This is a genomic window from Proteiniphilum sp., assembly GCF_034331125.1.
GTDB classification, from domain to species: Bacteria; Bacteroidota; Bacteroidia; order Bacteroidales; family Dysgonomonadaceae; genus Proteiniphilum; species Proteiniphilum saccharofermentans.
The window spans coordinates 120937-142847 of sequence record NZ_JAXQGC010000011.1 but is presented as its reverse complement, the minus strand read 5'-3'; the positions used below and the strand labels follow the sequence as shown (position 1 = coordinate 142847).

The following is a 21911-nucleotide window of genomic DNA, read 5'->3' as shown; positions in this document are numbered from 1 at the left end:
CTATGCAAAACAAAGTTAATACTTTTGTCTAACTTGGAACTGTCCTACAAATAGGAAAGGTTACAGTAAGTTAATAAAAATTTCTGAAGGGTTCAAGCCCGGGCTTGAACCCTTCAGATTACCAACTTACACAGTTCATGGGATACTCCCTGGCTTGATTTCTTGCAGCTCTATACCTTTGCACAGTCACCTTTGTTATTGATATTCCAATAAGTTCATGGATATTTTGAATGTGCTTTGTATAGATACCAAGAATTGTCTCACCACTTTCATCAAACCCTAAAAATTCATTTTTTATAATTTCAGGTGTTGCCACATTAAACCGTTGTACTTCATGGTAAATTCGATATAATGATGCTTTGATATCATCCAATCTTGCATTCATGTTTCGACTTTCAGCATTATTGCCTGAAATTCTATTTGCTTTTACATTCCACTTGGAGTCTTTCACATAGACCTTTGTGTTAAATCTTGCTTCAACACCATCGATGGTAATTCTGCACATAATAGGGCAAGTTCCATCTTTTCGTTTTTTGTCTCTTCTAATAAAGAAGAGTACGTTAAATGTACTTTTCATAAACTCAATTTTTTTAATTACAAATGTAGATTAATACTTTAAAATTGAGCTAAATACAGACCAGCCTAAAGTGGACAGCAGACTGCCAATGTCGGACAATTCGTACCCCCTAATGGCTTTTTTATAATGGGGGTACGAATAGGGAAATTACAAATGGCTTTATTTGGCTTTTTCCCGTCTTTCTTTCCAGCCATATATATACCAAAAAACCGCTCAAATATCTCAATTTGAACGGTTTGTATGTTTGTTATCACCTTTTGTCCAAGGCTTCAAGTGATCCGAGCGGGATTCGAACCCACGACCCACAGCTTAGAAGGCTGTTGCTCTATCCAGCTGAGCTACCGGACCCTCCTTTAAGGTTGCAAAAATAACGCAATTCTCAGAATAAAAAAAATTTATGAATCGCTAATTTATATATCTTTGTAGGATTCGGCTGCCTCGGCTTATTGTTGGCAGAAAATAGGGGTATACAGAATTGTTTTAATTACTGAACATTCTGCCGGAGCATACGTTAATAAAAAAAGTGCACGATTTTAACAATACAACTATCCATTATTCAGGATATTATATTCCTTAACCCGATTCTTAATTCAGCAATATGGACAGAAGAACCTTTATCAAAAAATCATCATTGGCAACAGCCGCTGTAGCAACAGGATTTCATTCACCGTTGTTTGCACAGGATACCTCTAATTTAAAGATCGGACTTATCGGAAGCGGATGGTACGGTATGGTGATCGCTAAAGCGGCACTGCAGGCAGGCGGAGTGGAGATAGCTGCTATCTGTGACGTGGATACTGCCCATCTGAAAAATAGTGCAACCGAACTGGAAACATTACAGGGAGTAAAACCAAAGGAGTTTAAGGATTATTATGAGTTGCTAAATCTGCCGGAGTTGGATGCAATATTAATAGGAACACCTCCTCATTGGCATGCCCTGCAATTCATAGAAACCTGCAAGAAAGGACTACCTATCTACTGTGAAAAACCGCTGGCGTACGATGTGGATGAAGGGAAAGCCATGATAGAAGCGGCACGGAAGGCCGGTAATATTGTGCAGATCGGTTTTCAACGTCGTCAGAGTAAAGCATTCCAAAAAGCCAGAGAACTCATCCAAACCGGAGAGATAGGCAGAGTGCGACAGATAGGTGCACAAATACATTACAACCCGGGCAATGCAGATACCACTGTGCAGGATCCACCCTCTTCACTGGACTGGGACGCATGGTGCGGTCCTGCCCCAAAACTCCCCTACAGTCCATCCATCGGGCACGGAAGTTGGAGGCTGGAGAAAGAATACGGCAATGGTCACCTGGTTGACTGGGGTATCCATCATATAGATATTATCCGTACCATTATGGATTTCAAAATGCCTGAATCGATCCATGCTACCGGAAGCCTCAACGTGCTGAAAGGAAGAATAACTACACCCGATACCCTTTTGGCAACCATGCATTTCAAAGATTGCCCGGTTGTCTGGCAACACAGGCTTTGGGGTACCGGAGACCTGAATCCTCAATTCAATAACGGCATATTTTTCTATGGAGAGAAAGCAACCCTTTTTGCTGCTGACAATAAACTGATACTGACACCTGCGGGAAGAGACCGGGAACAGCAGGTAATGGATATCGATACACCCGATATGCAGGAAAAACATCTGTCCGAATTTATCCATGCAGTAAGGGCAAAAGATAAAAATCTGGTAAGCTGTAAAGTTGAGGATGCCTTCCAATCGACTGCTGCAGTCCAGTTAGCGATGATCTCGTATGAAACGGCCAGTGAAGTAAAATGGGATGCTACCGGAAATACAATTTCGGGGAATGACAACGCCAGAAAATTATCGGCACGTTCATACCGTCAAGGATATATAAGGCCGACATACTGATAAACAAACTTTCTTACAGATATCCATTTAATCTACCAGACAAGCATGTCGACACTCTTTTTAATCTTTGCCATCCTATCGGCAGTAGCCATTCTTCTGTTCATGGTCTTGAAACTCAAGATCAGTGCATTTATTGCATTGCTGATCACCTCCATTTATGTAGGGATTGTTTCGGGAATGCCGCTGAACGACATTACCCAATCCATTCAGGAAGGGATGGCAGGGACACTTGGCTTTGTAGCAACAGTAGTCGGATTGGGAGCAATCTTCGGGCAGATGCTCGAAAGTTCGGGAGGAGCTGAGTCCCTGGCAGATTATTTGGTAAGAAAGTTTGGAAAAGAGAGAGCCCCATGGGCAATGGTTACGACCGGTTTTATTGTCGCTATTCCTGTCTTCTTCGACGTGGGGTTTATCATTCTGGTCCCTATTGTGTATGCCCTATCGCGCGACACCAAACGTTCGCTGCTCTATTACGCCATACCTTTGCTGGCCGGTCTGGCGGTCACCCATAGTTTCATTCCTCCCACCCCCGGACCGGTAGCAGTGGCTGATATTATCAACGCCCAATTGGGATGGGTTATTCTGATGGGATTTATTCTGGGAATTCCCACAGCTATTATTGCAGGACCTGTCTTCGGAAAATATATCTCCCAAAAGATACACCTGATGCCTCCTTATAGTGATGATGATACTCCCAGGGAGTTCGATACAAAGTCGTATCCCTCATTCCGGTTAATTGCGATTATCATCTCTATCCCACTCCTACTTATACTCCTCAATACATTTACTACTGTAGCGGTTTCGAAAGAAATTGTGAGAAAATCGGTCTTCACCGACGTACTGGAATTTATCGGACATCCTTTTTCTGCACTGATCATTGCCACCCTTATTGCTACCTATTTCTTGTGCATAAAAAGAGGGATGGACAAGCAGAAAATTCTCGACTTAAGTACAAAAGCATTGGGGCCTGCGGGAATTATCATCCTGATTACCGGTGCTGGTGGTGTATTGAAACAAGTATTGGTAGATAGCGGTATCGGACAGGTTATGGCAGAATCGATGTCCAACTCGCCTTTGCCGCCCATCCTGCTGGCATGGCTCATCGCAGCCGTAGTACGGGTAACACAGGGTTCAGCTACCGTAGCAATGATCACTGCAGCAAGTATAATCGCTCCTATTATCAGTGAATTCGGATTGAACGATCCTCAACGCGCCCTGGTGGTAATTGCCATTGCCTCAGGTGCCACCTTGCTGTCGCACGTCAACGACAGCGGATTCTGGCTGGTCGGTAAATACCTGGGTATGAATGAAAAGCAAACACTGCAGAGCTGGACTGTAATGGAAAGTATCATTGCTTTTTGCGGATTGATATTTACGCTGACAGCCAGTTTATTTTTTTAGAGAAAACCTCACCTTTTATTTGGATTGTGACCCGGAAAGTGGAGCGAAGATAAATTGAAAGCACAAAAAAAGCGACCGAAGCCGCTTTTTCTATATTAAGTACAGATATTACAAGATACCCTGGCTCATCATCGCTTTGGCTACTTTCATAAAACCGGCGATATTGGCGCCTTTTACGTAGTTAATGTAACCGTCGCTCTCTTTACCGTATTTCACACAATTTTCGTGGATATTGGCCATGATCCATTTCAGTTTTTCATCGACTTGTTCTGCCGACCAACTATAGCGTTCTGAGTTTTGTGTCATTTCCAATCCCGACACCGACACTCCACCGGCATTTGCTGCCTTACCAGGGGCATACAATATTTTATTCGACTGGAAAACCGCGATAGCTTCAGGAGTGCTCGGCATATTCGCTCCTTCGGAAACAGCGATCACACCGTTCTTTACAAGCGCTTCGGCATCCGCCTGGTCGATCTCGTTCTGGGTAGCCGAAGGTAGTGCGATATCCCCTTTTTCTCCCCACGGACGTGCTCCGGGAACATATTTGCATCCATATTCTTCCGCATATTCGCGGATGCGTCCCCGATAGAGATTCTTCAGTTCCATCACAAATTCCAGTTTCTCTTTCGTGATGCCATCGGGATCATAGATATAACCGTCGGAATCGGACAAGGTGACGGGAATAGCTCCTAATTCCAACAGTTTCTCGCAGGTATATTGAGCTACGTTTCCCGATCCGGAAACCAAACATTTTTTTCCCTTGATATCGATATTCTGGGTTTTCAGCATCTCCAGCAGGAAATAGACATTACCGTAGCCGGTAGCTTCGGGACGAATGAGCGAACCGCCAAATTCACGCCCTTTTCCGGTGAATGTGCCGGTGAATTCTTCGGCCAACTTCTTGTACTTACCAAACATATAACCCACTTCACGGCCACCTACGCCGATATCGCCGGCAGGTACATCAGTATTGGGACCGATCACGCGCCATAGGCCCTCCACAAAGGCCTGGCAGAAACGCATCACTTCCCCGTCGGACTTGCCGCGTGGTGAAAAGTCGGAACCACCTTTGGCACCACCCATCGGCAATGTAGTAAGTGCATTCTTGAATGTCTGTTCAAAAGCAAGGAATTTCAAAATAGAAGGCGACACCGAAGCGTGAAAGCGAATTCCCCCTTTATACGGCCCAATGGCATTGTTATGCTGTACCCGGTAACCCATGTTAGTCTGTACATTACCCTTATCATCGACCCATGTAACACGGAAAGAATGAATCTTATCGGGGATAACCAACCGCTCGATCAGGTTTGCTTTTTCAAACTCGGGATGCTCGTTGTACACATCCTCAATGGATTCCACTACTTCTTCCACAGCCTGGTGATATTCCGGCTCGTTGGGAAAACGCCTTTTTAGAAGACCTAAAACTTCTGAAGATTTCATACGTCAATATTAATTTTTTTACACTAAGGTCGTATGGAACTCGCATACTATCATGTTCTTGTGGAAAAACGTTCTCCTGCTCGTTTCATACGATTATTTTATTGTTTTCACTTTGGTGTATGGAACTCGCATACTATAATGTTCTTGTGTAAGAATGATCCTCCTGCTCGTTTCATACGTCAATATTAATTTTTTACACTAAGGTCGTATGGAAAGCCCTCCGGTACATTGAGATAAACCGGGCAAGCCTCACAATAATCACGATCCCGGTTCTAATCAATTAGAGTCCGGTTTCCTGAAAAAACCTCACAACTAAATACTGTTATTAAATAAGCACTTTGAAATGCAAAGGTAGAAATAAATTTCTAAAACAAAAATATTTCATGTTTTTTTATTAAATCTGTTAGTAAAACAGCTATTTTTTTAGATTTCTGTAAACAGGAATAAAAACAATTACCCCCGACATCAGGATGGAGATAACAGTGAACGGGGTTATTGTTGCATATAAAAGGATATAGACAACCAGTACAATCCAAAGGATAATGATAAATGCAATCTGTGTTTGAGAGAGTTTCTTTCTTGCCATATTTTTAGAAATAGTTCTCACAAAGTTAAGAACTCATACAACTCAGGCAAAACATTCTAGTTTAAAATTCAGGATATACCTGTTAATTAGTATGTAAACTTTTTGACACATTTTTTTAGAAAAAACCATCAAAAAGATACTATTATTATACTATTTAGATCATTAATATAGAATATCAAATAATCTATCATCTTTTTTCTTTGATATTTCGAAAAGATAATGCATTTTTGCACCTTTGCAGTTTATTTTTTCATCATCTTCCATTAAAAAATTAATCATATATGTGTGGAATAGTCGGATATATCGGGAACAGACAGGCTTACCCCATTTTAATAAAAGGGCTCCACAGGCTCGAGTATCGTGGATATGACAGCGCCGGAATCGCGTTGATCGATAATGAACACCTCAAAGTGTACAAAGCAAAAGGAAAAGTAGACGAATTGGAGCAATTCGCACAACAAAAAGATATCGCAGGAACGATCGGAATCGCGCATACCCGCTGGGCAACCCACGGGGAGCCGAATCATAATAATGCGCACCCTCATTATTCACAATCGGAAGAAATCGCCATCATTCATAACGGGATCATTGAAAACTATACGGTTCTGAAAGAAGGGTTAATGAAAGAGGGATATACATTCCAGAGCGAAACCGATACAGAGGTATTGGTGCAGTTGATAGAATATATGAAGAAAACAAATGCCACCGATCTGCCCACTGCGGTACAGCTGGCATTGAGTCAGGTTGTCGGAGCCTATGCCATTGCCGTTCTCGACAAACACCATCCGGACCTGATCGTGGCAGCCAGAAAGGGTAGCCCTTTGGTGATAGGCATAGGAGAAGATGAATATTTTATCGGTTCCGATGCAACGCCCATCATTGAATATACTAACAAGGTCACCTATATAGGTGAGGAAGAAATTGTCACCATAAAACGGAACGAACCGCTTAAGATAAAGACAATAGGTAATATCGATAAAACTCCGCAGATCCAGCAACTCGAGCTGACCCTCAGTCAACTAGAGAAAGGAGGATACCCCCATTTCATGTTGAAAGAGATATTTGAGCAACCTCACTCCCTGAGTGATTGTATGCGGGGCAGGGTGAATGTCGACAAGGATAATATTACTTTGGCCGGTTTCATCGACAACAGAGAGAAATTTCTGAATGCCAAACGGATTATTATTACTGCCTGCGGTACTTCCTGGCATGCTGCACAGATCGGCATGTACGCAATCGAAGAATATGCCCGGATTCCGGTCGAAGTGGAGTATTCATCTGAATTCCGCTACCGGAAGCCGGTAATCCACAAAAATGATATTGTGATCGCCATCTCACAATCGGGGGAAACTGCCGATACATTGGCAGCGGTAGAACTTGCCAAACAGCACGGAGCATTTATTTTCGGTATTTGTAACGTAGTAGGCTCATCTATTCCGAGAAATACACATTCAGGGTGTTATACCCATGTAGGCCCCGAAATCGGTGTAGCCTCTACAAAAGCCTTCACGGCACAGGTGACCGTCCTCACCATGCTGGCTATCCTTATCGGAAAGGAGAACGGAACAATTTCACACGATGAATACCTGAAACTGATCCGGGAATTAAGCCTGATACCGGACAAGGTAAGTGAAGTATTGAAGAAGAATGACCAGATTGCCGAACTGGCAAAAACGTTTACCTATGCGAGCAACTGTATTTATCTGGGCCGAGGGTACAATTTTCCGATAGCATTGGAGGGAGCTCTGAAACTAAAAGAGATCTCCTATATACATGCCGAGGGTTATCCTGCTGCCGAAATGAAACATGGCCCTATAGCACTTATCAGCAATGAAATGCCGGTTATAGCCATTGCTACCCAATCCGAAACTTACGGGAAAGTGTTGAGCAATATTCAGGAAATAAAAGCCCGTAAAGGAAGGATCATTTCGATAGTCACCGAGGGGGATAATATAATAAAGAATCTTTCATCACATAGCATAGAGGTACCTGCAACCATGCCCTGCTTAGCCCCTCTGCTTTCGGTTATTCCCCTTCAATTGTTGGCCTACCATATTGCGGTGGTAAAAGGATGCGATGTGGATCAGCCTCGAAACCTGGCAAAGTCAGTGACGGTTGAATAAGCAAATACCGGATTGTTTTGGCTGTAACAAAAACTTAACTATAACTTAATCAAAACGTAACGCCCCATATGGTGTTATCTCGCTATTTTTGTGTGGTTTTATAGATTAAGTTGACAAAAAACATCCATTATGAGATCTGTATTAATACTCGGTTGCTCTCTATTGATTTCGGTGTCTGCTTTTGCTTTCACTGACAATAACAGCGAAAAGAAAAGTAAAGAGTTCACAGCGGTAGACCGTGTGGAAAATGTGAAAGCGTTACAACTGACCGGCTCAGTTGTAGACGATAAGAACAAAGAGACGCTTGCCGGTGCGACTATTATTGTGGACGGAAAGAAATATTATTCCGACCTTGAGGGTCAATTTACCATCTCAGATGTAAATCCCGGCAAATATGAACTAACGGTTGAATTGATTTCTTACGAACCCTATACAACTGAAATCGACCTTACAAAAAATCAAAACCTTAACGTTAGTTTACTGCAAAAATGAATAACAGGTAAAAAAGTAAAGAGAGGTAGGGTTTTCAGATTCTATCTCTCTTTTTTTATCTGAAAACTCAATCCAGATACTACCCATGAATATTACTAAACAGAATTCGCGAGGTAATTATCATTCTGCGAAATTATACATTTAAAACCAAAGCCTTTAAATATCAAGAGGAACCTTACCTATCAACGACGTGCTTTTTCTTTCTGATACCGACTTGGCGTATTGTGCCTTGAAGTTACGGTGGGACTTCATCAGGTTACTTGATTGCAGTGTGATGATTTTCGATTCATTGACCAGATTCAGGAAAAGGATGCTGCTCCTGGTAGTCGACTCTCCTGCTTTCACCCGTTTAATCTGACGTTTGGTTAATTTGGGATTCAAATCCAGGATAGTTTCCCGCATATTCACTATCTGACTAAATTGGCTGTAATCACCTGATTTTTCCATTTTTTCGTACTCTGTAAACGCTTCAGAAAGAATTTTATAAATGACCTTCAGGTCTTCAATCTGCTCTTTTGAGAATGCGGTGTGATTATTGTCGATATACTGGAATGTATTCTCTGTTACTGCTTTCAATGATTTGGTAATCTCATAGGAGTAGTCTACCAACTGCACATATTCCTGTTCAAGATCCAATGCATTGAGTTGTATGCTTTCCAGCGTGGGTACCACCTCATAATCCCGTTTATCCTTGAATCTTTCATACAACTCATAGGCTTCACCCATCGCCTTCTTTACAAGCTTTCTATCCTCATCTTTCAATCCTTCTACTATACGTTTATAGATCGAAAGCGTTTTTTCCAGCATCAGGTGCACGTCATTATTACAGGATGCAACCAGTTGTTGTTCGCTGGAAAGGATTTGTTGTTGCTGCTGTTCTTTGGATTTCAGTTTAGAGTGTAATCTACCCGATTTAAACAGGATAAAGATAACCAGGAACACCATGACAGCGAGGGCGATCTTACCACCCCACATCAGGAATAACCCCACGATCATGGAGGCAGTGAAAGCTACCAATGCTGTCAGTAGCCAACCCGCTACCACCGTAAGAACCCCGTTAATCCGGTACACGGCGCTTTCCCGTCCCCAGGCCCGGTCGGCCAGGGAGCTTCCCATTGCCACCATAAAAGTAACATAAGTGGTGGACAAAGGTAATTTCAACGATGTCCCGAGCGAGATCAACAAAGCCGCAATAGTAAGATTGACGGATGCCCGTATCAAATCGAAAGAGGCTTTGTTTTCCAGTTCTACCGGTTCGAATCGTTTATTAATGAAATTTTTTGATGATGCAGGTATTATCTTACTGATCGATTTACTAAAATTGAGGCTGCTCCTTACCATGTGACGTGAAAGAGGTGATGAGGAGAATCGCTCCACTCCGTCTCCTTTCCGGGCAAGATTTACTTCCGTTTCGGTGACTGCCCGGGATTTTTTGGAAAACCAAAGTGCCAACACCATGATCACTCCGGCAACCAGCAACCACCAGATATTGGCGACGACCGGTTCTGACAACCGACCCATATGGAGTTGATTGATATCACCTCCTGAAGCAGTCACTTCCCGCGCTATCTGGAATGAATCGTAGCCGGCCATGGATACACCGATAAAATTCACCAGGTCGTTCCCGGCAAATGCCTTCGCCAATGCAGCGGTTCCGGTCAGCACAATTACTTTCAGTATCTTTACGCGGAAAAGATGTTGAAGTATCCCCATGAATAACGTCCATCCTATAAAAGTATACAGAAGGGCAGTTCCCATATTATGTTCCAGATAATCGAGCATACCATGGCTTACCAGCACGCTTCCTTTTAATCCCTTAAAAATGGCAAAGTAGGTAATCGCTGTAAGCGCAATACCTCCCCAGATGGCGCCCAGGTATTTGAACGGCTTGACATAATTGAAAGAAAATATTAACCGGGAGACATACATAATGGCACTACCTGCTACAAATGCAATAGCGATAGAAATAAATATACCACCGATAATAGCTAAGGCTTTCCCGCTGTTAAGGAATTCGCCAATGTGTTCGCCCGATCCTGAAGTCCAGACGGAGAACAGGGCAACCGCCACTGCTGCGCCAAGTAGTTCGAATACCAAAGAAACAGTAGTAGAAGTAGGTAATCCAAACGTATTGAACAGGTCAAGCAGAATAACATCCGTAAGCATCACTGCCAGGAACAGGATCATAATAGCCGGGAATGTGAATTTCTCCGGATAAAATACCCCACTTCGGGCGATCTCCATCATCCCGCTGGAGAACATCGTCCCGATCATCACTCCTATGGAGGCGACCGTGAGGATCACCCAAAGGGGTGCTACTTTTGATCCGATACTCGAATTGAGAAAGTTGACCGCATCGTTTGCCACACCTACGATGAGGTCGAGTGCTGCCAGGCCTAGAAGAATAATTACAATGATTAAATAATAGGGTCCATTTAGTGCCGAATTATTTTGGGCACAAAGGTCTCTTATAAATGTTACAAATTGGTTACGATCCTGTTACAATATTATTAAGATTACAGCGATAATTCGAAACTGTATCTCCAATTTATTTTCATTATGTAAATCTTATCAATATCTTTTCTCATCTGTCAACTCTCCTTTATCATTCCACATTTTCCAGATCCCGGTCTTTTTACCGTCATAGTAGTTCATTTCATACCGTTGTGTTCCCAATTCATCCCAGATCCGCCATGTCCCATGCTTTTGTCCGTTCCTGTATTCAGCTTCGGAGATCAGCTGCCCCGATAAGTCATAATTCCTCCACAGACCATGTAGTTTCCCATTTTTATAGGAACGCACCTCTTTGGGCTTCCGGTTTTCGAAATAGACAATATAAGGACCTTCCGGCAGACCGTTTTTTATCTGCATTTCCAGCTTGATCGTATTATTCTCGTAATACTCCCGGTAATCTCCTGAATAGAGTTCCGTTTGCGCCCTGTCCCGATAATAAACTCCCCCCGATTGGTATAACTGCGGTGTGTCCTGCGGTTTCTGTGCCGGCAGAACCACAATCATACAAAAACCGGCCAGGAATAGCCATATTTTATTCTTCATAAGTCAATATTTATTTTTTATACTAAGGTCATGTGGAACATTGTAGAAACAAGATTTTTATAATAGTAAAAAACACCTTGATTTACACCAAGGTATTTTTTACTTCTGAATAGCATATTATTTTTAAAACTGATATCCTGTCCAGGAAAAGATATCGGTAGGACAACCGGCGTTACCCGTTTCCACAGTTATATTGGCTGTTCCGTTCTTCTCTACGCCACTCAATGCGGTTGTCAATGAGTTGGTAATATTGATTACAGAAGTAGGATCACCTGCTCCTTTTCCGTCAGTCATGTCGACAAGGTCTTTTGCTTGCCCCTGTCCTTTTACCAAAGCATTTTCGATAGTGGCTTTTGCTCCGCGACGAATCTTCAACACGTCGTGCATATAATATCCTTCGTCAGTGTTGGCAGCAAGACGCAGGTCAATAGTCATATTTTTGATCGTGAAGTTGGACTGGCCCTGCTGATCCGGGTTGTTTCCATCCAGGTTACCGTCGGCTTCTACTCCACGGGGATCTTCTTCAGAGCTGACATATCCGGCTTCCCAGATACCATAAGCATTTTCCAGTGTTCCGTTATAACCTTGTGTAAAGTCGAACATATCATCATCGGAATTTACCACCAGCAGGTTCTTTACATTCACAGAACCGCCGAAAAATTCGATACCGTCATCGGCTCCATCGGGAATATACACGTTCTCGATTTTAGTACCGTTACCCACACCGTTAAGAGTAAGTCCGTTGTGTTCCACATCAGCGCTTGAACGGGCTCCGGTATAGGCAAGTATCAAATAGGTGATAGATCCTGAATTGTCGGCAGCATTGGTTCCACCATAGGTATAAGCGTTATTGATTTCAGTCTTACCGGTCTCACCACCCGAAAGAGGCGCTCTCCCGTTGATGATCAATCCGCCCCAGTGTCCCTGTGCTGCATTCTCGATATCGGCAGTCATGGTGACAGGAGCGTCAGCAGTACCGTTCACATTGATCTTCCCTCCCTGTAATACCAGTATATAGCTTCCGAATCCTTTCTGTGCTTTAATAGTAGTTCCTGCAGGAATATTCAAAGTAGCACCATCTTCCACGATCAGCGGACCGGTCAACAGATATTCCACGGAGGCATCGAGTGTTCTTGTATCCTGAATTGATCCGGATAGTTTATTGTCATCAACAGGCCCATTATCCGGATCATCATTATCATCGCAGGAAGTCAACACAACCGGTGTCAACATCGCGGTAAACATCAAAAAACTAAAAAAAATCTTTTTCATCTTGTTAATCAATTAGTAAATAAATAATATAATAAAATATGCTGTAATTAAAATTGATAACTCACACCTAAACTGATATTCTGTCCTTTCCTGAATTCATTGAGTATCACATTTTCATTCGCCGTACTGCTTTCCCTCGACAACCTGTAAGAAGCATTCAATAGATTGGATGCCCTGAGTTTTAAAGAAAACTGTTTATTAAAGTTGTAGGATGAGGCAAAGTCGAGCGTGGGAACTCCCTCTTCGATAATATCATTGAAACCTCTTGCTCCGATTGTATGGATCCGGTCACTGAAATAGTTGAAAATAAGGGAAGCCACAAAACTCTTTTCTTTCTTTGTATAGTTATAAGAGAGATCGAAATTGGCAAGGAATGGCGAGGCACCTTCTAACCCTGTATTTCTGGGATCCGTATTGAGTACCTCCAATCGGAGGTTGGTGTAGATATAAGAAGCATTTAATCCGGCAGAGAGTCTGTTCATCTGCTCCCGCTCACTATTGAACCGATTAAAGATGTTCTTCCGAAGTTCCAGTTCTACACCTCCCACCAGTGCATGGTCGCTTATATTGTCGTAGGTAAGCAGCCCGGCAGAGTTTCCCTGGTCTACCCGTCCGATCGGATTAACAATATATTTATAGAAACCTGTAACAGATAACAATTCGCCGGGATTCATATAAAAATCCCATTTCAGATCTACATTATAGTTATCCGAAGGTTTCAGATCAGGATTACCCTGGTCGGCAAACGAAATATTCACATATTGGTAGGGAGAGATCTCCTTCGATTGCGGCAGGGTGTATGTTTTGCTCGCACCGAAACGTACACTGTTTTTGTCGTTCAGGTCATATTTTAAATTGAGGCTTGGCAGGAAATAATTCTTTTTGATGGCCTCTTTACCGGGGGCAACATGTGTAACATGATGCTCTACGGTCAAATCCACCCTGTCCATACGTAATCCTATGTTACCGGTTAGCACTTTTGAGAGCGGATAGGATGCTTCGGCAAAGGCGGAATGGATCTGTTTCGTCACGTGATATGAATTCGGATCACCGACTGTCATCGTTAACTGCCCGTTAGCCAGGTTTTGCTCGAACAGCTGATCCATATCCAGATTTTCAATAGATAAACTTGGCATACCCAACGGACTGAAATTATATTCTATTGCTTCGAATTTGTCATCCACAAAACGTCCGCTATAGCCGATTTTCAATTGTGAATTATCTGTTCCTAAGCGGTTTTTGAGTTTAAAAGTAAGTGCGGCTTTTGCATTCAGATCATTGTTCTTCAGTTCGGAAAAGAAACGTTTGTTCCTGTTGCTTCTGGTCAGATCATACAAATTATCCTCTTTTAAAGAGAAATAATTTTCCCTTCGGTCAGGCTCCAACCCTTTTATTGTATTGTAAGAAATACCCACATCAAGTTTTAGTGAATTAGTCAGTTTCCAGTCAGACAATAACTGATTGACAAACAATAGATTGTCATTGGTTTGTTGCCTTCTTGAAAAGCCCATATAGGTAGGGCTTCCCTGATGACGTTCCGAATTGTACCCGCTGTATTCACCTACATATTGATCATTGGCATGAACCAGCATAAAATTATATTGTAGATTGTGTTTGCGGTTGAGACCGAGAAGTGCGTTTGCAAGAACCAGTTGATTGGTGTTTTGCGAAAATTTATCTCCGGTCTGATCCTGCCAGATGGTTCCGTCGGTCGTCGTATTACGAACAATCTCTTCGGTATAGGAATAATCTGTACTATGAGAAGCTACTACAAAGAATGATAATGGATTGTTGTTTTCACCCAACCGGAATGATTTGCCGCCGGAAATACCATAACTATGGTTCAACGGCATTGAGACCTCTTTCGGATTAAGGCTATTAGGAAAATTATACTGGTTATCGGAAGGTCGACTGGTATTGGCAAAACCAAAATAGCCGGAACCGTCCTGTCGTAAAAAATCACTACCTGCTGCAGCACTGTTCACACCACCGGAAAGATCCAGCGACAAAGCACGGTCGCCTACCAACTCTTTTGAAATGATATTAATGCTGGCACCACCCACATCGGAGTAGTCGCTGCTGCTGAATACCTTATTTACACTTATATTTTGAATAATATCGGTTCCGAAAAACTCAAGCGCAATATTCTTGTATTGCGGATCTTCCGATGGAATAGCAAAACCATTGAGCAAAGTCACATTATAGCGGTCTCCCAATCCCCGGACAAACACATTTTTAACTCCTTCCTGACGGGAAATACCGGATACCTGGGCGACTGCCGCCTGCGCATCACCGATTCCCTTTCTCGACAGTTCCCGCGCACCGACGGCCTGCGTGGCAAGCAGTGCCTGCCGTTGTTCCATCAACAGGATATTTTCACTCTCGCGGTTTGCCCGTGCTACAACCTCCACTTCCTGCAGGCTGATATCATCTGAATTCAACAAAAAATCGACTGTGATTTCATTATTTTCTCCAACGACAACACCGGTTTTTGTCTCACTCTGATAGGCAACATACGATGCGATAAGCGTGTAACTGCCTGCATCCACATTATGGATGATATAATTTCCGTCTAAATCGGCAGCAGCGCCGTTGGTAGTTCCTTCTATCAGTACCGATGCACCTATAAGCGGCTCATTGGTTTGGGCGTCCAGGATTTTTCCTTTGATAGTGCCTGTCTGGGAATAAGCGTATACCGGAAAGGCAAGAAAAAATAATAAGACGGACAATTTTGACAAATCAAATCTATATCTCACAAATTACTCCTTACGTTAGATTTTCGGCACAAAGGTCACTTATAAATGTTACAGATCGATTACGGTTCAGTTACATTGTTATTAAGATTTAAGGGATGATATAAAACAAAATAGGGTAAATCACATCGTGAAATACCCCTACACAAGAAAATTCCGTTCTCCGGTTTATCTCTTCCGGTTATCTTTTCTGCTTATGTTTTTTCTTTTTCTTCCCTTCGAAAGATTCAAAGAATTGCTTCTTCTCCTTTTGTGGTCTGTTTTCATCCCGAGAGACTTCAACAACCAGTCTCCTGTCTTCGATATACATCCCCTTGAAGGCTTTTACCACTTTCGGGGCAAGTTCTTCCGGTATTTCGAAAAAGGAGAAATTCTTCATCAGGTCGATCCTGCCTACCGGCACTTTACCTTTTACATGTTCATTGATAAAACCCATCAGTGTAGCAGGATTCACTCCATCCATTTTCCCTATATTGATAAACAGGCGTGCATACCCTTTCTCAGGCTGGACTACTCCGTTGTGCTGGCGTCTGCCCCCTCTCTCCGAACGTGCATCCTCTCTCCTGCCCTTCGATGATCTCTCTTCCGGTTCATAGATCTCCTCCGCCTGACGGTAATATTCAATCAGACGATTGAATTCAAGCGATACCACCCGTTTGATGATATCCTCTTTTTCAAGCCACTCCAATTTACGGAAAATAGAGGGTAACAACCGGTCGATCTCCTCTTCGTTGACCTTTACTTTCTCAATCTTATCCACAAAATTGAACAATTGTTTTTCACAGATAAGATCTCCTTTGGGGATAGTCCGTTTTTCAAATTGTTTATTGATCAGTTTTTCGATCTGCGCGATCTTTCCTTTTTCTTTTATATGGATAATGGAAATAGAGGTTCCCGTCTTCCCGGCACGACCGGTTCTGCCGCTACGGTGAGTATATACTTCATAATCGTCGGGTAACCCGAAGTTAATGATATGGGTTACATCATCCACATCCAATCCCCGTGCAGCCACGTCGGTAGCAACCAGTATCTGAAGATTATGGTTCCTGTACTTAGTCATCACATAGTCCCGTTGTACCTGCGACAGGTCGCCATGCAATGAATCGGCATCATATCCGTCCTGCATGAGTTTGTCGGCAATCTCCTGGGTCTCTTTTCTGGTGCGGCAAAAAACAATTCCGTATATATTGGGATAATAATCCACAATCCTTTTCAACGCCAGATATTTATCTTTGGCATGCACCATATAATAGAGATGCCTCACGTTTTGGGCGCCTTCATTTTTTCTGCCGATGGTGATCTCAACCGGATCACTCATATATTTACGGGTGATCTTCTCGATCTCCTTCGGCATTGTAGCCGAGAAGAGCAGCATAGAACGACTTTCAGGCACACTCGAAAGGATCTCATCAATACTTTCCGAAAAGCCCATGTTCAACATCTCGTCGGCTTCATCCAGTACAATAGTATGTACATGTTTCAACGAAACCGTTTTTCGGTTAATCAGGTCGATAAGCCGGCCGGGGGTTGCCACGATGATGTGAACCCCTCTCTTTAATGTCCGTATCTGGCTTTCGATACTCGATCCGCCATATACAGGAAGTATTTTCAAATCTTCCACATAGGTGGAAAAATCGGTAAGGTCTCCTGCTATTTGCAGGCATAACTCCCTGGTAGGGCAAAGGATTACCGTTTGCGGTGATAACAGTGAAAGATCTGTTTTCTGAATGACAGGAATGCCGAATGCAGCCGTCTTGCCCGTACCGGTCTGTGCCAGGGCAATAATGTCTCTCTTATGGGAAAGCAATTGTGGGATCACTTCCGCCTGTACCGGCATAGGATTTTCAAATCCCAATTCCGTAATAGCCTGCCGGATCTCCGGAATAACTCCCAATTCTTCAAATGTACTCATTTTTATAAATAGTTTTAATGTGATGGGTATTGATGCTTCTCTTTACCCCATAACCACACCATGAAAGAAGAGAGAAAATTCAATGACAACCTTTTATGATTTTTATTAAGGATGATAGATAACCCGATGCTCCAAAAAAGCCGGTTAAAAAATTATCCTGTTTTTTAATCGGGCGCAAAGGTATGAAAATAAATTGAATAACTGGGTAGAATGAATAAATAAATATTAGAATTGGTAAAGCAGGTATTTCCTCAATAGATTTTTCTTTCCCGAGGTAACCCGAAGTTCTTTTTCGAGATAATTATCTACAGAACCATATTTTTGTTTGATATGGTCGATAACATAGTTCAGGTAGACCCTATTGACAGAAAGCATAGCGGTAACGGCTTCCTGCAGCGGTTCGGGAAGATTTTGTGCATCAATTTTTGCTTTTGCAGGATCAATCTCCCTGTTCGAAATCATATAATCGTCCTCTAATGTACTGTGAGGTACGCCCAAAGCATGAAGAATAAAATAAGAAGCTAATCCCACACCATCTTTGCCTAATGATTCGGTAAGAAGAATAGGATAATTACTGTCATTAGTCAGTATATCGAACATTTCACCAAATTGCTCCTTGTGATTCTCAACGATATCCACATACGATTCCTGTACATAACGAATAGCATCGCTTCTGTCGAACTGTTCATCCCTCAATTGTTCATCTAATTTTTCGGCATCCATCGGACTCAGTGGTAATGATATTTTCCGGATAGAGGGATGAAGAAGTAGCGGATATTTTTTTGCAGTCCTTTCAGATCTGAAATCAATGACCGTTTTAATATTCAACCTGCGTATTCTCTCCTGATCATATAGAGTGGCATCGCTTAAATTGGCTGATCTGTATATTTCTCCCCATTTTATCTGACGGTTATCCGCAGTGAAATATCCACCTATATCCCTGAAATTTTTAATATTATTCATTTCTATGATTCTATTCGCGACCACACCCGAATAGACACCGGCAGTACGAAGTATAAAATATTCCCTTAATCCCGAACCGGTAGGACTTACTCTTAGTACCTGATCGGTAATTTTCTTAGAGGTAAGGGGTGTAAAACTGGTAAGAGAGCTATCTGTAAGAGAAGAATAAATATCTATGTCTCCCTCCTGGTCAGGGCTTACTTCCCATTTCAATAAAAAATCCCCTTCCCTGTCTTTTTCTACGACAGAAGTAATTTTTACTGTTGACATACATGAATACCCTGAAATTAACAGTAAAAAAAGATATGATATGGAATACAGTTTTTTCACCTCTCCTTCTACAAATACTATAAACAAAACAAATATAGTGAAAGCCGGGAGACAAGCTAAGCTTGCTTAAGCTTGTCCGAGGCGCATCCTATATTATACAAATATACAAAAAACTTTATTCCAAAATAAAAACAATGGATATTGATTAACAATATATAATTATTCGTTTTCCTTTTTAATACTCAATGGTTCAGTAGTTATTCGATAGATATTCAGTGATTAAACGTGAGTGGAGCGAATGAATATCCCGTAAAGCAGGAAACAACTAGAGTGAAGCGAACGAAGAGAATGAACTGTTGATAACTTGTGGAATGGATGTAAATAGAAATTGATAAAATAATTTGCAAAAGAGAAAAAACCGATCCTTTGTAAAAAATTTTGACATTGCCTAAGAAAGATATTTTTTTTATAGGAAAGATTTCAGCCACTTTTCAACAGGAAAAGTGTAACATAAAAGAAATAAATTATTAACTTTGCTCTTTGTAAACAGTTTATGATAACATTTGTAATTATCACATCTACAGATAGAAAAAAAATATTTTTTTGTTGATAAGTTATGATAACATAGATACAAAGTTTAATAACATCATTTCTTGCTTTTCTATGTAAAAATCATCAACAGTTTCAACAGGCAATCATCAATATCATATATTTTTTAAATTTAAAACTATATATAATAAATATAAATTCGGTTGAAAAATCTTAGAAGGATCTGGATGCCGGAATAGGAGAAAATAAATAGCCGTATGACAAAAGAAGAACTTGTACAGAATATAGAGTTGCTGAAGAAGGAGAAGAATGCCATTATATTGGCGCACTACTATCAGGAACCGGAAATACAGGATATTGCTGATTTTGTAGGAGACAGTCTTGCATTAGCCCAATGGGCTGCTAAAACTTCGGCAGATATCATCGTATTGTGTGGCGTACACTTTATGGGTGAGACAGCAAAAATATTGAGTCCGGAAAAACGTGTATTTATTCCCGATCTGAATGCCGGTTGTTCGCTAGCTGAAAGTTGTCCGGCCGGACCGTTTGAAGAATTTGTAAATGCCCATCCCGACCATACCGTTATCTCCTATGTGAATACAACAGCAGCTGTAAAAGCGCTTACAGATATCGTGGTGACTTCCACCAATGCCAGGCAGATTGTTGAGTCGCTCCCGGAAGATGAAAAAATAATCTTTGGTCCGGATAAGAATCTGGGTGATTATATCAATAAGCTGACCGGTAGGAATATGCTTTTATGGGATGGAGTGTGTCATGTGCATGCGCAATTTTCCCTTGAAAGAATACTGGAATTGAAAAAGGAATATCCCAATGCTTTGTTACTGGCCCATCCCGAATGTCCTAAATATCTGTTGGAGATAGCTGATCATGTGGGATCTACTTCTTCTATTTTAAAATTTGCTACCAATTCCGAGAATAAACAGTTTATAGTGGCTACAGAAGCAGGAATTCTGCATCAGATGCAGAAAGAAAATCCCGAGAAGGAATTTATTCCTGCTCCTCCCGAAGATTCAACCTGTGCATGTAATGAATGTTTTTACATGAAGATGAATACACTGGAGAAGTTGTATCTGTGTCTGAAAAATGAAAAACCTGAAATTGTCGTGGATGAGGAGGTAAGGGTAAAAGCAGTGAAACCTATTGAGCGTATGCTGGAGATATCGGCACGGTATGGTTTATAAGAAATAGCTTTATCATTTAGGAGTTTGGAAATACTTCAATTTTATGTACTTTTGCACCCACTAAATAAAAGTATAAATTTCAGCTTTGTCTCCAGTCTTGTGTCTTGATTCTTAGCTCTTGTCTTTTGGCGAAGCGGTCTTAAAGTCTTAATAGAATGGCTCTGCAATGTGGTATTGTAGGACTTCCCAATGTGGGGAAATCCACCCTTTTTAATTGTTTGTCGAATGCGAAAGCGCAAGCGGCAAATTTCCCATTCTGCACTATTGAACCCAATGTAGGGGTTATTACTGTTCCCGATGAACGGTTAAATAAGCTGGCAGAATTGATCCATCCCCAAAGGATTGTACCTACTACTGTAGAGATCGTCGATATTGCCGGATTGGTAAAAGGCGCCAGTAAAGGAGAAGGTTTGGGAAATAAATTTCTGGCTAATATCCGTGAGACAGATGCCATATTGCATGTATTGCGTTGTTTTGACGATGAAAATGTGACCCATGTCGATGGCAGTGTGGATCCGGTACGTGATAAAGAGATCATTGATGCCGAGTTGCAGTTGAAAGACCTGGAAACGATTGAAGCCCGTATCAATAAGGTAGAGAAACAGGCTAAAACGGGAGGGGATAAAGATGCCAGGCTTGCTTTCGAAGTTTATTCAAAGATACGGGAAACATTATTACAGGGTGAGTCGGCACGTACAGTCACTTTCGATACAAAAGACGAAAACAGAATTGCCCGCGAACTTTTCCTGTTGACGGCAAAACCTGTATTATATGTATGCAATGTGGATGAAGCGAGTGCTGTAACCGGTAATCAATACGTAGAAGCAGTACGTGAAGCAATAAAAAATGAGAAAGCGGATATATTGGTAGTTGCAGCAAAGATTGAATCCGAAATAGCCGAATTCGATACCTATGAAGAGCGTGAAATGTTCCTGAATGAAATCGGATTGGAAGAATCAGGTGTAAGCCGCTTGATCAAAGCCGCATATAACCTGTTGGATCTACAAACATTCCTGACTGCAGGCGTGCAGGAAGTTCGTGCATGGACTTTTCAGAAAGGATGGAAAGCGCCGCAGTGTGCAGGAGTGATCCATACAGATTTTGAGAAAGGATTTATCCGGGCCGAAGTGATCAAATATGAGGATTTTATTGCTTACGGTTCTGAAAATGCGGTGAAGGAAGCAGGGAAAATGAGTGTGGAAGGAAAGGAATATATTGTGCAGGATGGAGATATTATGCATTTCAGGTTTAATGTTTGACGTCGTCCATAAAACTAATTTTATATCGTTAATATCTTATCTCTTTAAGGTAGCTGAGTATTTCTTTTAAAATACTTTCCCCATCTACCTCTTATCCCATATTTAACAATATTTTTATTTAGAATTGATATAAATAAGCATTGTATAGCATAAATATGTTATAGAAC

At 41.7% G+C, this 21911-nt stretch carries 15 protein-coding genes and 1 tRNA gene; 6 read left to right on the top strand and 10 right to left on the bottom strand.

The genetic code is table 11. The features are described from left to right. Positions 1–118: 118 nt before the first annotated feature. Both U2P89_RS03585 and U2P89_RS03580 read right to left on the bottom strand, forming a co-directional pair. Complete coding sequence (locus tag U2P89_RS03585; RefSeq protein ID WP_322190645.1) at positions 119–577, bottom strand: Arm DNA-binding domain-containing protein; 459 nt, start codon at positions 575–577, stop codon at positions 119–121. 274 nt (positions 578–851) lie between these two features. Then, positions 852–925: transfer RNA gene (locus U2P89_RS03580), tRNA-Arg, on the bottom strand. Between the two features lie 250 nt (positions 926–1175). Between U2P89_RS03580 and U2P89_RS03575 the strand changes: the two genes are divergently transcribed. Both U2P89_RS03575 and U2P89_RS03570 read left to right on the top strand, forming a co-directional pair. Next, on the top strand, positions 1176–2462 hold the full coding sequence (locus U2P89_RS03575) for a Gfo/Idh/MocA family oxidoreductase (RefSeq protein WP_322190644.1): 1287 nt from the start codon (positions 1176–1178) through the stop codon (positions 2460–2462). A 45-nt stretch (positions 2463–2507) separates the two neighbouring features. Continuing rightward, complete coding sequence (locus U2P89_RS03570; RefSeq protein WP_322190643.1) at positions 2508–3863, top strand: gluconate:H+ symporter; 1356 nt, start codon at positions 2508–2510, stop codon at positions 3861–3863. 108 nt (positions 3864–3971) lie between these two features. Here U2P89_RS03570 and U2P89_RS03565 read toward each other — a convergent pair whose 3' ends face one another. Together U2P89_RS03565 and U2P89_RS03560 are read right to left on the bottom strand one after the other, a co-directional pair. Further along, the gene (locus U2P89_RS03565; RefSeq protein WP_322190642.1) at positions 3972–5306 is read right to left on the bottom strand and encodes an NADP-specific glutamate dehydrogenase; all 1335 of its coding nucleotides are present in this window, start codon (positions 5304–5306) and stop codon (positions 3972–3974) included. Positions 5307–5721: 415 nt separating this feature from the next. Then, entirely contained in the window at positions 5722–5892 is a 171-nt protein-coding gene (locus tag U2P89_RS03560; protein ID WP_019538195.1) for a hypothetical protein, read from the bottom strand. 281 nt (positions 5893–6173) lie between these two features. Here U2P89_RS03560 and glmS point away from each other — a divergent pair, with 281 nt between their 5' ends. Together glmS and U2P89_RS03550 are read left to right on the top strand one after the other, a co-directional pair. Further along, on the top strand, positions 6174–8015 hold the full coding sequence (gene glmS / locus U2P89_RS03555) for a glutamine--fructose-6-phosphate transaminase (isomerizing) (RefSeq protein ID WP_076931937.1): 1842 nt from the start codon (positions 6174–6176) through the stop codon (positions 8013–8015). Between the two features lie 129 nt (positions 8016–8144). Then, positions 8145–8507 (top strand): carboxypeptidase-like regulatory domain-containing protein, encoded by a 363-nt coding sequence (locus U2P89_RS03550; protein ID WP_313380940.1) that lies wholly within the window; start codon positions 8145–8147, stop codon positions 8505–8507. Between the two features lie 156 nt (positions 8508–8663). Here the strand turns inward: U2P89_RS03550 and U2P89_RS03545 are convergent, their stop codons facing one another. The 6 genes from U2P89_RS03545 to U2P89_RS03520 all read right to left on the bottom strand — a co-directional run bounded on the left by U2P89_RS03545 (position 8664) and on the right by U2P89_RS03520 (position 18734). Next, on the bottom strand, positions 8664–10874 hold the full coding sequence (locus U2P89_RS03545) for an inorganic phosphate transporter (protein WP_322190641.1): 2211 nt from the start codon (positions 10872–10874) through the stop codon (positions 8664–8666). Positions 10875–11078: 204 nt separating this feature from the next. Continuing rightward, positions 11079–11564 carry a toxin-antitoxin system YwqK family antitoxin gene (locus U2P89_RS03540; protein ID WP_322190640.1) on the bottom strand — a complete coding sequence of 162 codons (486 nt, stop codon included), beginning with the start codon at positions 11562–11564 and terminating at the stop codon, positions 11079–11081. 123 nt (positions 11565–11687) lie between these two features. Further along, positions 11688–12836, bottom strand: coding sequence for a hypothetical protein (locus U2P89_RS03535; RefSeq protein ID WP_322190639.1), 1149 nt, complete (start codon positions 12834–12836; stop codon positions 11688–11690). Positions 12837–12883: 47 nt separating this feature from the next. Next, the gene (locus tag U2P89_RS03530) at positions 12884–15592 is read right to left on the bottom strand and encodes a TonB-dependent receptor (RefSeq protein ID WP_322190638.1); all 2709 of its coding nucleotides are present in this window, start codon (positions 15590–15592) and stop codon (positions 12884–12886) included. Positions 15593–15770: 178 nt separating this feature from the next. Continuing rightward, entirely contained in the window at positions 15771–17501 is a 1731-nt protein-coding gene (locus U2P89_RS03525; RefSeq protein WP_076928237.1) for a DEAD/DEAH box helicase, read from the bottom strand. Between the two features lie 225 nt (positions 17502–17726). Further along, the gene (locus U2P89_RS03520) at positions 17727–18734 is read right to left on the bottom strand and encodes a tyrosine-protein phosphatase (RefSeq protein ID WP_092024833.1); all 1008 of its coding nucleotides are present in this window, start codon (positions 18732–18734) and stop codon (positions 17727–17729) included. An 806-nt stretch (positions 18735–19540) separates the two neighbouring features. Here U2P89_RS03520 and nadA point away from each other — a divergent pair. Together nadA and ychF are read left to right on the top strand one after the other, a co-directional pair. Further along, positions 19541–20485 carry a quinolinate synthase NadA gene (nadA, locus tag U2P89_RS03515; protein ID WP_322190637.1) on the top strand — a complete coding sequence of 315 codons (945 nt, stop codon included), beginning with the start codon at positions 19541–19543 and terminating at the stop codon, positions 20483–20485. A 155-nt stretch (positions 20486–20640) separates the two neighbouring features. After that, positions 20641–21744 carry a redox-regulated ATPase YchF gene (gene ychF, locus U2P89_RS03510; RefSeq protein WP_322190636.1) on the top strand — a complete coding sequence of 368 codons (1104 nt, stop codon included), beginning with the start codon at positions 20641–20643 and terminating at the stop codon, positions 21742–21744. Positions 21745–21911: the final 167 nt, after the last annotated feature.